The 12916-nt window shown below is 41.0% G+C and carries 10 protein-coding genes; 9 read left to right on the top strand and 1 reads right to left on the bottom strand.

Translation table 11 applies throughout. The annotated features are described in order from the left end of the window. The first annotated feature begins 2 nt into the window (after positions 1-2). The 7 genes from ACOOEY_RS18590 (at position 3) to ACOOEY_RS18620 (ending at position 10132) form a co-directional block, all read left to right on the top strand. The gene (locus tag ACOOEY_RS18590; RefSeq protein ID WP_420386229.1) at positions 3-5405 is read left to right on the top strand and encodes a DUF6443 domain-containing protein; all 5403 of its coding nucleotides are present in this window, start codon (positions 3-5) and stop codon (positions 5403-5405) included. 10 nt (positions 5406-5415) lie between these two features. Beyond that, positions 5416-5820, top strand: a complete 405-nt coding sequence (locus ACOOEY_RS18595) for a hypothetical protein (protein ID WP_420386230.1) — start codon at positions 5416-5418, stop codon at positions 5818-5820. Positions 5821-6286: 466 nt separating this feature from the next. Continuing rightward, positions 6287-7495 (top strand): RHS repeat-associated core domain-containing protein, encoded by a 1209-nt coding sequence (locus ACOOEY_RS18600; protein ID WP_420386231.1) that lies wholly within the window; start codon positions 6287-6289, stop codon positions 7493-7495. 6 nt (positions 7496-7501) lie between these two features. Further along, the gene (locus ACOOEY_RS18605; RefSeq protein WP_420386232.1) at positions 7502-7942 is read left to right on the top strand and encodes a hypothetical protein; all 441 of its coding nucleotides are present in this window, start codon (positions 7502-7504) and stop codon (positions 7940-7942) included. A gap of 181 nt (positions 7943-8123) precedes the next feature. Further along, positions 8124-8393 (top strand): polymorphic toxin type 17 domain-containing protein, encoded by a 270-nt coding sequence (locus tag ACOOEY_RS18610; RefSeq protein WP_420388668.1) that lies wholly within the window; start codon positions 8124-8126, stop codon positions 8391-8393. A gap of 1 nt (position 8394) precedes the next feature. Then, positions 8395-8760, top strand: a complete 366-nt coding sequence (locus tag ACOOEY_RS18615) for a hypothetical protein (protein ID WP_420386233.1) — start codon at positions 8395-8397, stop codon at positions 8758-8760. 271 nt (positions 8761-9031) lie between these two features. Next, positions 9032-10132, top strand: a complete 1101-nt coding sequence (locus ACOOEY_RS18620) for an RHS repeat domain-containing protein (protein WP_420386234.1) — start codon at positions 9032-9034, stop codon at positions 10130-10132. Positions 10133-10518: 386 nt separating this feature from the next. Here the strand turns inward: ACOOEY_RS18620 and ACOOEY_RS18625 are convergent, their stop codons facing one another. Further along, entirely contained in the window at positions 10519-10833 is a 315-nt protein-coding gene (locus ACOOEY_RS18625) for a helix-turn-helix domain-containing protein (RefSeq protein ID WP_420386235.1), read from the bottom strand. A gap of 311 nt (positions 10834-11144) precedes the next feature. Between ACOOEY_RS18625 and ACOOEY_RS18630 the strand changes: the two genes are divergently transcribed. Beyond that, a complete protein-coding gene (locus tag ACOOEY_RS18630; RefSeq protein WP_420386236.1) occupies positions 11145-12200 on the top strand; it encodes a pre-toxin TG domain-containing protein in 1056 nt (351 codons plus the stop codon). Positions 12201-12202: 2 nt separating this feature from the next. After that, positions 12203-12691 (top strand): Imm52 family immunity protein, encoded by a 489-nt coding sequence (locus ACOOEY_RS18635; protein ID WP_420386237.1) that lies wholly within the window; start codon positions 12203-12205, stop codon positions 12689-12691. The last annotated feature ends 225 nt before the right edge of the window (positions 12692-12916 follow it).

The raw sequence follows: 12916 nt of genomic DNA on the forward strand, positions 1-12916 counted from the left end.
ACATGCACAAAGCTTTAGTTAGTTCTTTCTTCGCTTTATTATTTTTCATATCCATAAGCAACGTGCTGGCCTACCAGCAATTGGAATCCCCAATTACCGGTCCGCCAACAATACAGATTGGTGTTACAGGAACATATACCCTTGAGGCAGGAATGAGTCTTAATTCTTGGGAGATTACCGGTAATAATGTGACCTGGCAGGATATAGGGAATAATCAGGTCGAAATAACCTGGTCAGAAGAAGGGAATGAATCGGTAGGGGCGTTTGTCACTGTCAATGGTAATGTAGAGCCCGTTCCTAACTTTCCGGTTACAGTTACGGCCCCGATACCGTCACCCCCTGTAATAGACTATGCCTCAAGCGAGGATTCCGATTCCTTTGTGGCCAATTGGCAGGCATCTACAGGTGCCACCAGTTATTTGTTATATGTTTCCGACAATTTTGAATTTAGTACTCACTTATCGGGCTATGATGGTAAGGTTATATCGGGAGGTGCAACAGTAAGTCATGAGGTTACTGGTTTGAGCCTGGGTACATTATATTATTACCGTCTCAAAGCAGTTAACTCCGGTGGAAGTTCAGACTATTCTTCCAAGGTACTGGCATTTACTACCCTGGGTACCCCTTCGATCAATGCGGCAAGCAATACCACAGATAAATCATTTCAAGCCAACTGGACATTAGTTACAGGTGCCAACAGTTATGAGTTAATGGTGTCTGAAGATGCCTCCTTTACAAGCCTGGTTCCCAATTATGGGCCAAAGACTACACAGGCCAATTCTATTGTTGTCAATGGCCTCGACCCTAATACTACTTATTACTATAAAGTGAGGGCCCTGGGTCAAGGCTATATCTCTAATTATTCAGCGGATGCCAGTTCTTCGACCCTCAAGAAGCCGCAGATCATTGTTTTGGGTAACCAATTCATAAGTGCCAGTGGAGATGAGGTATTATTAACAGCAGACGACACTTATGCAACCTACAGCTGGAAGCGTGATGGTGTGTCTGTTGGTTCTGGCGCTTCTTCATTAACGGCCACCCAAACGGGTACCTATACATTAACCATTGAGCAATCAGGAATAAGTGGGTCCAGTACAAGTGAACCTTTTGAGATCACTTCTTCGATCCTTTTAGATCCGGGAGCACACAATTATGTTTTCAATATTGCTATAGAAGCAGAGGGGGTAACCCTTCCAAGCCAAATCGGAGCTTTACAAGTGAGTGAGAGGACGATCGGTATACAGTATGTAGACGGTCTTGGAAGAGCCTCACAGTCCATCGCAGTACAGGCCTCACCTTCGCAGAATCATCTGGTTTCACCAATTGCTTATGATGAATATGGTCGAAGGACAGTGGCTTATTTACCCTACGTTGCAGGGGGCTCCGGTCTGTATCAGAATAATCCACTAGGTAATGGGGTTACTAATTATGCTTCCGGCCCTCAATACCAGTTTTATCAGTCTGCCGAGGTGTCTGCAACAGACCCTAATCCTTATCAGGTAGCCATACTGGAAAAGTCTATTATGGGTAGAATTCTTGAACAGGGATCTGCTGGCGCAGCATGGCAACCCGGAGCAGGAAGTATAACCATGGACTATAATTCCAATGCCACCAGCGAAGTGATTAGGTATGAACTCACCGATGCTAACATCCCGATTAACCCCAATGGATTCTATGCTGCCGGAGAACTCACAAAAGTGATTACCGAAGACGAGGATGGAAACCAGATGGTGGAGTTTACCGATAAATTGGGACGTACGGTTCTCAAAAGGGTAGAGACAGGTGAAGTAGGTGACCCATGGGCTGATACCTATTATGTGTATGATGACTTCAATAATATTGCGGTTGTTTTACCACCGGAGGCCAACAAGACCATTGGAGACCAAAGCCTTGGAGATGTACCAGCCGGCTATGAACTGGTGACTACAGATTTAGAAGTAACATCAGCCAATTATACCGGCTCATCTTACCTGTATACCAGTGGTGCCAGTGTAACGCTTTTACCCGGGGTAACTATTGACACACCCTCTGAAATAACCTCATATGGAATTAGCTCTGACTTTCTTGATACCTGGGCATTCCAGTACCTCTACGATGGAAGACAAAGGATGACGGCCAAACGCGTGCCCGGAGCGGGCTGGGTTTACATGGTCTATGATAAGCTGGACCGGCTTATTTTAACCCAGGATGCTAACCAAAGAGTAAACAACCAATGGACATTTACGAAGTACGACCGTTACAGCAGACCGGTACTGACCGGTTTCTATACACATGGTAGTGCTGTTGATCAGTCCACAATGCAGGGTATTGTCGATACCCATAATGCCTCCAATCCTGTTTTTGAATCTATAGGCAGTGCCGTGTTGAACTACACTAATAATGCTTTTCCGCAAGTGAGCGGGGAAAGTAACTATCTCAGCGCCACCTATTATGATACCTATGCAAATCTACCCTCCGGTTTTGGACTTTCCTATGTGCAGGAGCTGGGTAATGCAGCCTCAGCAAATACAGCAGTTAAAGGACAGGTAGTGGGAGCTCAGACGCGCATTCTGGATGGTACCAATACCTGGTTGAAAACAGTGAGTTATTATGATGACCGTTACAGAACCATCCAGGTTCAAAGTACCAATCACCTGAATGCTTCAGGCTTTGATCGCATAACCAATGAATTTGACTTTGCGGGAAAAGTGACCCAGACCAAAAGCACACATAATGACGGAACCAACTCAACCGTCATTCTGGAGAAGTTCACCTATGATCATGCCAACAGATTAACCCAGGCGACACACCAGGTGAATTCCGATCCTGAAGTGATCATGGTCCACAATACTTACAATGAAATAGGGGAGATTATAGATAAAAAGCTACACTCTACTGATTTGGGAAGCAGTTTCAAACAGTCCGTAGATTATGGATATAACATCAGAGGCTGGCTGACCAGTATCAACGATGCTGGTTTGGCAGACAGTGATGGGGATTATTTTGGACTAGAACTCTTCTACAACACAGCAGCTTCAGGTTTATCGAATTCCCTGTTGCTTAACGGAAACATCAGTGCAGCCAAATGGAGTGATTTAGGCCATGATGGCAAGGTTCAAAATGCCTATTTGTATAGTTATGACGCCATGAACCGACTGGGTTCTGCAGACTACTCATATAAGCAGGAAACTGAACCAATCTGGACAACAACCGCGAAGTTTGATGTTGATATTGCCTCCTATGACCTGAATGGTAACATCAAAGGACTGCAGCGTTTTGCAACCAATACTTCTGTGGCCGATGATGATTTGGCTTATGCCTATTCAGGTAACCAGTTGCTGTCTGTAACAGATAGTGGTAATCCTGCCCAAGGCTTTGAAGACAAAAATACCAGTGGAAATGACTACGGTTATGACTTCAACGGTAATATGATCCAGGACAGTAATAAAGAGATTACAGGTATAACCTACAATCACCTGAACCTGCCCGAAGTCGTTACATTTACAAATAACAGAAGCATCACTTTTAAATATGATGCAGCCGGAATAAAGCTGTCTAAAACCGTAAATGACGATGGCAATATCACCACAACCGATTATAGTGGGGGCTTCATCTATGAAAATAGCCAGTTTCAGCAATTGGCCACAGCCGAGGGTAGGGTAAGGCTTAGTGAGAATGACCTCAACGGTAATGACTATGTCTATGACTATTATTTGAAAGATCATTTAGGTAACACCCGGGTTACGTTTACCACCGAGACGATTCAGATACCATATCTGGCCACCATGGAGACCGATGTTACACCAAGCCCGGACAATGTAGACCTCAAACAGTATGAAGAGAGTTTGTTTCTCAACCTGGAAGCAGTGCGCGATTCTATGGTGTTTAACCATTCTGCTGTAGAGGGTATTGACAATAATGAATCAGCCAGATTAAATGGAACGTTGACCACCCGTCAACTGGGGCCTGGTAAGTTGTTGCAGGTAATGCCGGGAGATGTGGTAGATATGGAGGTCTATAGTTATCACTCAGGAGGCTTTACAGGGAATACCCAGAATGGAACCTTAAACATCATAGCCCCATTAATTTCCACTATTACCAATGCAGCCCCGGTTGGTTCAGAGACAGGGAATATCTCTCCTGAGGTAACAGCAAAGACAGCCAATATATTGGTCAATACAGGAGATAGTAACAAACCCCGAGCCTATCTGAACTATATCTTGTTCGACAGAGACTTTGTCTATATCACAGCAGGATTTAGCCAGGTAAGCAATACGGCCGATCAGTTTTCCGTAACCTCGTTGAGTAAGAACATAGACAAAGCAGGCTTTATTTATGTCTATGTATCCAATGAGAGCAATAATAACGCACCAGTCTATTTTGACGATTTCCGGATTACCCATACCAAGGGAGAAATCATACAGGAAGATCATTATTATCCTTTTGGTCTTAATATATCTGCACTCTCAAGCCGTGCTCCATTATCCAAACCGAACAAGTACAACACTTTCCAGGGGCAGGAGAGAGTAGAAGACTTCGATCTTGGATGGATACAGTTCAGGTTTAGGAATCATGACCCGACAATTGGTAGGTTTTTCAATATTGATCCATTAACCGATAAATATGTTTACAACAGTCCCTATGCTTTTGCAGAAAACAAGCTAGGATTAGGTAGAGAGCTTGAAGGATTAGAGTTGTTTCAGCAAACAGGAAGAGCTAAACAGGAAGTTGACGGTAAGATTATTCACGCAAGTGAGGTGGCCATATTTGCCAACCCTCAAATTTTGGCATTTGAAACTTCGCCTAAACAAGGGCCTACTATTGGTCCAAGGAAGCACACATTGTTTGGCGCATTTAGAGAATTTAATAGAGCAACGCCAATAGGATCAGCATTTGGAAGACTACTTGTGGATGGCTTCTTGGGTGGAGTTGACGATGCTCATATTTCAGTGACTAAAACTTTTAATGATATAGGCTTATCAGATTTGCCAGCTCACGATCTTGAAGGTAATGTCTCAACACCTAGTGAAATAGAGAATGCTGGGGTAAACAACTTACTAGGAGCATTCGGAGCAGGTGTTGGTAGGGCTGCATCAATGATGAGAGCTAGTCAGAAATACGCTTTTGGTTTTGGCGATCAGGCCATGAAGTTAGCGGATGATATAGGAGGTAGTCATTTAATGAAAGACGCCAATTGGAAATCGAGCTTTATTGATATTCTTAATAATCCTAAATCTGAGCTTCATTTTAGCTTGGATAACATAGATGGAAATGTATGGGATATGATCAGAGACCCTGGTCGTTCAAGTACCAATTGGGAAATGAGTCAGCTCTATCAGAATAATGAGGCTTGGTCAAGAACTACATTCCACTATCAGGGAGAGACTTATGTTGGAGATGAGATTTTCGATGTTGACTTCAATTAACTTAGAGAAAATGAGAGAACATATATACAGTCAATTAGGAGAACGTTTTTTTGTTTTGGATTACAATGCTAGCCATCGTCAACTCCTGATAAGAAGTAAAAAACATAAGGGGAGAGACCACAATATTGACATCATTTTTAAAGGGGTTGTCAACCTCCTTATGTCTACCGAGTTTGATGGGTTTGAAATATCTACTCCAACAGATTCCGATGTAAGGAATGTTTTAGGCAGTCAATATCTTTTTAAACAAGACAAGAACTATCTAATTTTTAAGATTGATGATAAAGATGGCTACAGCAGATACTTAAATGCTATGTGTTTTGGTGTATACCATAATGAACTTGATATCCTTGAATCCAGTATAGGGCGTTATGATATTGAAGACTTAGGGGAGAATATTCTATGGTACGATTGATATCTGCGTAGAAATAGCTATAAAATAAGATCAGCTTCAACAATGGAACTGGTTTTTATTGATAAGCAGCCCTAGCCTGAGCATGGCATCCAGCACAAAAAGTATATGCTCCCTGTTCTAGTCAAGCAGCTTCTGAATGGTGGTGATCTTGTTCAGGGTAGCAGGGTCAAACACCCACTAGCGCTCACTTGGGTAATGTTATCAATTATCAGTTAAAAACATAAAACCCTCTTTGGAGGGTTTTTTATGCTCGTAATTTTAGATCGAAACAAGTAGCCTCTAGAATTTCAGTAGGAGAAACATCTAGGGCCAGGGCAATCAGATGATTTCTTCTCCTCTTATAGTGGCAGATGCTTAAGAGGAATGTTCACTAAGTCTATTCTTACCAATGTCGGTTTTACGGATGAAAAGGTGTTATAGGAATCGGGGTTATTGGTGAGTAATTTGGGGGCTCAGCCAGAGGATAATGCCAGAAAGAGATAGTAACAAACCCCGAGCCTATCTGAACTATATCTTGTTCGACAGAGACTTTGTCTATATCACAGCAGGATTTAGCCAGGTAAGCAATGCGGCCGATCAGTTTTCTTTAACCTCGTTGAGTAAGAACATAGACAAAGCTGGCTTTATTTATGTCTATGTATCCAATGAGAGCAATAATAACGCACCAGTCTATTTTGACGATCTCCGGATTACCCATACCAAGGGAGAAATCATACAGGAAGATCATTATTATCCTTTTGGCATGAACATACAGGCATTGTCTTCCAATGCTCCTTTGAGTAAAGTTAATCAGTTTAAGTACAATGAAGGTTCTGAATTTCATTCCGGTTTTGGCTTAAAAAGTTATGAGACTTTGTTCAGAGTACTTGATCCTGTTCTCGGTAGATGGTGGCAAGTAGACCCTGCTTCAGAATTGATGTTTGATCAGAGTCCGTATTCAAGTATGGACAATAATCCAATTAGGTTTAATGACCCTTTAGGGGACTGTCCTACTTGTCCTCAAGGCGAAGAGGCTGATGAGATTTATGCTGTTGGGGCATTGGTAACAAATAATCAAGGCTCTTGGCAGTATTTGGGAGGTGGCAAGTGGAAAGATGTTTCGAGTAACCCTTCTACTGCTTCAAATAACAACACTAACTATTACTATGATAGGTCAGATTTTGAAATGAGAAGCATACTTCTTGATCTGGGAAGTGGTAATCCAGTTACTAGAGAGTTGGAGAGGCGAGAGAGTGCTGGTCAATACCTGCCAATCACAGCCAATAACTATTTAAATACTGTTGATGAGCGGTCTGCAAGATTAGGAATTTTTGCTCTTTATTCGACGGGTTCATTGTACCTTGGGGGAGCAGGTCGGATGCCATCCACTAGAGGTGTAACTATTTCGGCCAGGTATAGCGGCAGTAGTACAGGGGTGAAACTTACAGGTGTTTATGACGTTCAGGCTACTCATGGTATAACCATGTCTAATAGGCAGTTTGCTAAACTTAAGGCAGATATCAAACAGAATGGAATAAGGGAGCCCATAAAATATACTACTTACAACGGTAGAAGATACGTAGTGGATGGGCACCATAGGCTAAGAGCAGCTCGTGAACTTGGGATGGAGAGTATTCCAGCCGAAGAAGTCACAGGTTATAGGACACCAATGGATTTGGTTTATACACATTATTAATAGATCATGGCTGTTTGGCAATATGACTTGATAGTTGTTCCAAAATCATCACTGATTGAGATATCAGTAACTGATAGATTGGACAAGAGGATGCTTGAAAGCTATGACTTTTGGCATGGACAGTACTCCACAAAAGACTTTAAGTCTTTTGATAAGATCTTACCCCTTGGGAAATCATGGAGTAATGAAATAATCCAGTACGGAGAAGAAGGATCACATACTTTAAAGCTGATCGCAGAGGATGACAGTATAGTAGAGGTTCTGTTACGGATTGACTTTTCAAAAGATTATAGAGCAGTTCTTGAAGAGGTTTTAGAATACAGTTTGATGAATGGTATGGAATTGATAGATCAGGATTTGGAAGTGGTTAAGGGGAATATCCATCATTTAATTAATAAGATCGAATCTTCTCCACAGTTTATGGCCTTTGAGAAACTATCAGGTTAAGAATAGAATAAGTAAGCCCAGAAAGGTCAGTCGTAAGCTGGTCTTTTTTTATTGATAGGCCGCCTCAACCTGTTCCACTTCAGGTAACTGGCACACCACCTGATATAACTTCGATGGGTAGGGGTAAAGCCGTTATTAATGGCATAAATACTAGCAAAAAACTAATAGTTAGTTCTAAAGCATTAATAAAAAAAATGGACTAACGACAAGGGGTAAAATCAGTTTTATACCACGACCTCAAGATATCAAAAATGGTCGCTTGCTAAAGAGAAATGGTGGTTATGTAGATAAGTTTGGCAATATTTGGAAAAAAGGACCTTCAAGAACTGGTGGAGAGGCATTTGAATGGGATGTACAACTATCAAATAAAGGCAAGGAGATGATAGGCTGGTTATCAAGGGACGGAAAGCATGTGAATATTTCTCTAAATGGTGTTGTTACGCACAAGTAATATGAAGTATGAATTATACTGGCGTTTATTCGCAAAAACGAAATCAATAGATAAGGCGGGTAAGATTTTAGAACGTTTTTTAAGAGAAACAAAGGTTGAGCTTAATGTTATATCCAAAGAAGTTTATTGGAAGGATTCTTCTTTAATACAAATAGAAGGTACTACTGACCTGGATTCATTCACTCCGGGAAGTCTTATTCATGAGGTACTCCTGTGCATTAAGAAGGTATCGGCAGAATGGTCTTTAAGTATTCATGAGGGTCAGTATGATGGGTATCTGGACCTATCTGGGATTACTGATAAATCTATGAGAATCTCGGGACTGACATGGGTTAGTTTTACAATGCAAGAAGTACACTTAGAATAGCTGGAGCTTAAGTAAGTAATCTACACCTTGCCTTAGCAATATTTAGAGGTCATCAATATAAACATTTATCCACCCTTTGGTCTTAGCGTCTCGCTGAGACCCGTAATAATATTTGGTAGAACCAGCTAAATCATTTTGTGGATTGATTAGGTTCATTTTGATCTTGCTGAGATTAGAAGGAAGTAAGTGCATGTTAGTTTAGGGCATTGTCTATATCATGGCACGATTTAGCCAGGTAAGCACTACGGCCGATCAGTTTTCCTTAACTTCGTTGAGTAAGAACATAGATAAAGCAGGCTTTATTTATGTCTATGTATCCAATGAGAGCAATAATAACGCACCAGTCTATTTTGACGATTTCCGGATTACCCATACCAAAGGAGAAATCATACAGGAAGATCATTACTATCCTTTCGGTTTGTCGATTGCAGCACTCAGTTCAAGGGCACCATTAAGCAAACCAAATAACTACAATACTTTCCAGGGGCAGGAAAGGACAGAGGACTTCGACCTTGGCTGGTACCAGTTCAAATGGCGAAATCACGATCCTGCGATTGGTAGATTCTTTAATATTGATCCATTGGCTGAAGAATATTTGTATAATAGCCCTTATGCTTTTAGTGAAAATCATATAACATCACACGTTGAGTTAGAAGGTCTTGAGAAAATTAGTATTAAGAAAACTGAAACTGCTCGAAAAACCGAAGCAGTTCTAATTGCATTGGAAAGTAGTCCAGCGACAAGTGGAGGACTGGGATTCTTTGCAGGTTGGACTCGAAGGCTGATTTTTGGTGGTGTTAATATGATTGAGAGTGGAGTTGAATATACGGTGAATGAAATTAGGCATGAGAAGTACAGTAACGATCCAATTGATGAATACCCAGCTGAAGTAGAGCAACAGCACTATGAGACAACCAAGTTAAAATCACTTAGTAAATCAATTCAAGGCGGTACAGATTACCTAAGTGCTTACACGGATGCAATGACCACTGTAATGGGCGGGTTAGAAGGAGGGGTTCAAAGTAGTGCTGTCAAGGCTGCTCCAAAATTACCATCTGTTGCTACGCCTTACGGTGATGCAGTTCAGTCTTTAGCTCCAAACGCAATGGCTGCGCGTTCTAGTGTTAGTTCAGGTCAGAGGCTGTATAGAATTGGTACGACTGGAAGAAGTCAAGCAGGAGAAGCCCAATTTTGGGCCTTAGAAAACCCATTATCTGACCCTCAAAGGTTTTCAAAAATATACGGTATACCAGTTGAAAACATACAAAACGCTAACTTTATCGAAATAGGTAGATTACAACCAGGTACAAACTTCATTACAAGGCCAGCACCAGCAGCCCCAGGAAGTGTTGCCGGTTCAGGGGGGGATTGAAGTTGTGACACCTGCAAATGGGGTAAGGTTAGAAAGTTTTCATACAATAGGAGGTAATTGAAATGGACTATATAAGTCAAATTCGCAATATCATAACCATACTTCGAGAAAACGGAGATAAGCAATTGTCAGAAGAGATTCAAATGCTGTTAGATACGTCTTTTGTATCTTCTGAATTGCTAATGTCAACAACACATAGACTGAATCAAGCTGTAAAAGATTCTTCAAAAATTAAAGCGTTAATAGGTTCGCAAGTCAAGGAACTACAATCATTTTGTAAATCTATTGGCTTAATAATCAAGTAACCACTTTGCGGTTTACGTTTAAAAAGTGTTAGCAACTAACTTGATAGAAAAGACCAGCTTCGTTTTGCGGAGCTGGTTTTTTTATGAGTATGCCTGTTTAGCTTTAAAGTCTCTTAGTAGCGCATCTACCACCATATAGAGTTTACTTTTTTCATCATCAGGCAGTGCTGAAATCTCTTCCAGTCTTTTGAGAGCATCCGAATCTAGCTCCATAGAAGTTTTGCCCACCAGAAAGTCCAGGCTTACGCCCAGGGCATCAGCTATTTTGATCACCACTTCCACAGAGGGTTTTACCTCGTCTCGTTCATCTCGTCCGATGACCGGCCCCTTTGTTCCCAGGAACTGTGACAGCCCCCTTCTTTTCCGAGCTTCCAATAACCTACTTCCGAAACTCATGAGATGCGAATAAAACAGTAAAACGAACTATTACCCGAAGTTAGGGAACTAAAGTGTTCTTAACAAACCGTTTAAATTTTGCATTTGAGAAAGGAAACGTTGACCCCTCTCTCTATCTGGTCTTAGCGTCTCGCTGAGACCCGTAATAATATTTGGTAGAACCAGCTGAATCATTTTATGGATTGATTAGGTTCATTTTGATCTTGCTGAGATTTGAAGGAAGTAAGTGCTTGGTAGTTTAGGACATTGTCTATATCACTGCAGGATTTAGCCAGGTAAGCAATACGGCCGATCAGTTTTCCTTAACCTCGTTGAGTAAGAACATAGATAAAGCAGGCTTTATTTATGTCTATGTATCCAATGAGAGCAATAATAATGCACCAGTCTATTTTGACGATCTCTGGATTACCCATACCAAAGGAGAAATCATACAGGAGGATCATTACTATCCTTTTGGGATGAACATACAGGCATTGTCTACTAGTGCTCCTTTGAGTAAGGTTAATGATTTCAACACCTTCCAAGGACAAGAGAGAACAAGTGACTTTGATTTAGATTGGGTTCAGTTCAAATGGAGAAACCATGACCCTTCGATTGGAAGATTCTTTAATATTGATCCTTTGGCCACTGACTACACTCACAATAGTCCATACGCATTCTCAGAGAACAGAGTGATTAATGGGGTTGAGCTTGAGGGGCTTGAATATATGTTCTATGGTTATAATGCAGAAGGGGTAAAGGCTAATGTACAGGCCACGGCCATGAAGTCGTCTCGAAATCCTACAGAGAAAAAGCAAGACATTGCTATGCAAGTGGATGTAATACCATTTATTGGTGATGTGAAAGGGTTCATAGAAGTGTTTACGGGGAAAGATCTTGTTTCGGGGGAGAAATTAAGTGGTTTTAGTAGGGCTGCTGGATTGCTACTTTTAAGTGAGTTAAGAACGGCTGGTACTCTTTCTGACATGACAAAAATGTCTGATAATTTACTTAGCTCGGGAAGATGGATTGATGCAGGTGAAAGCATGAGCGATGCTGCGGCATCTTACCAAAAGCAAATCACTGGAGTAGATGCAACAAAGAGCTTCAAGCTTAATGGTGTGAAATTTGACGAGCTCGCAGATGGTGGTATCTTATTGGATGCTAAGTCAGGTATGGGTAATTTTGTGAACAAAGATGGGGGGTTCCATAGTTGGTGGAAAGGTGCAGATGGATTGTTAAATCAGGCGAATCGGCAGTTGAAGGCAGCCGATGGGGCTAAGATTCAATGGCATTTTGAAAACAAAAGTGTAATGGAGGCAACTCAGAAATTATTCAAAGAGCAAGGGATTGAAGGCATAGAATTAATACATACACCAAGAATCTAGGTATGATAAATAGACAAATGAGTTCGATAAGTGCAATATGGATGTCTAATGAAAGGGCTACAATTGAAGAATGCTCAGAAAAGGTTTTGGCTTTTTTAACTTTGCTTAAAAAGCATAATCCCCATTTGTTTAGTAAGTGGTATCAGAAAGGTAAGAGTAAGAAGGATGCTTTATTACGAGAAGTTTCGTTAGACGAAAAGTACGTTTATGATGATATTCTTAAAAATTGGGATAAGAAGTTTGATGATTTAGGTGCACGACTATCTTATTGGACAGGGGATCAGGATGGTAATAAGTCTGTGAGTATAAGTTTCAATATAGGAGCCTACGGGACTAAAACATTTAATAGAAATAGTTGCGTTTTATCTCTTCCGAAAGGAAATGAATATTATGATCTAAGAGATAATCAAGAGGCTTTAATAAGCCTTTTTGATAATTTCTGGAAGCCTGGTAAACTCCTTGTTGATGGGGAAGAGATATTGAATAAATAGTACTCTTCAATATTGTATAAAAGCCCCGTAAGGGCTTTTTTGTTATTGAGTTGTGACCCTTCCCCTCTGGTCTTAGCATCTCGCTGAGACCAGCTATTAAATTCAGGAAAACAAGCCGAATCATTTTTTGGATTGATTAGGTTCATTTTGATCTTACTCTTACTGAGATTAGAAAGGTTATGCGATTGGTAGCTAATAGTATTACTGTATTGCAGTATATTCAAA

The sequence above is a fragment of the Roseivirga sp. genome (genome assembly GCF_965216855.1).
Classification (GTDB): domain Bacteria; phylum Bacteroidota; class Bacteroidia; order Cytophagales; family Cyclobacteriaceae; genus Roseivirga.

What these genes read in the sequence shown, in the direction of transcription:
- ACOOEY_RS18590 (WP_420386229.1), top strand. Translation starts at nt 3, where the DNA reads ATGCACAAAGCTTTAGTTAGTTCTTTCTTCGCTTTATTATTTTTCATA.
- ACOOEY_RS18595 (WP_420386230.1), top strand. Translation starts at nt 5,416, where the DNA reads ATGAGAGAACATATATACAGTCAATTAGGAGAACGTTTTTTTGTTTTG.
- ACOOEY_RS18600 (WP_420386231.1), top strand. Translation starts at nt 6,287, where the DNA reads ATGCCAGAAAGAGATAGTAACAAACCCCGAGCCTATCTGAACTATATC.
- ACOOEY_RS18605 (WP_420386232.1), top strand. Translation starts at nt 7,502, where the DNA reads ATGGCTGTTTGGCAATATGACTTGATAGTTGTTCCAAAATCATCACTG.
- ACOOEY_RS18615 (WP_420386233.1), top strand. Translation starts at nt 8,395, where the DNA reads ATGAAGTATGAATTATACTGGCGTTTATTCGCAAAAACGAAATCAATA.
- ACOOEY_RS18625 (WP_420386235.1), bottom strand. Translation starts at nt 10,833, where the DNA reads ATGAGTTTCGGAAGTAGGTTATTGGAAGCTCGGAAAAGAAGGGGGCTG.
- ACOOEY_RS18635 (WP_420386237.1), top strand. Translation starts at nt 12,203, where the DNA reads ATGATAAATAGACAAATGAGTTCGATAAGTGCAATATGGATGTCTAAT.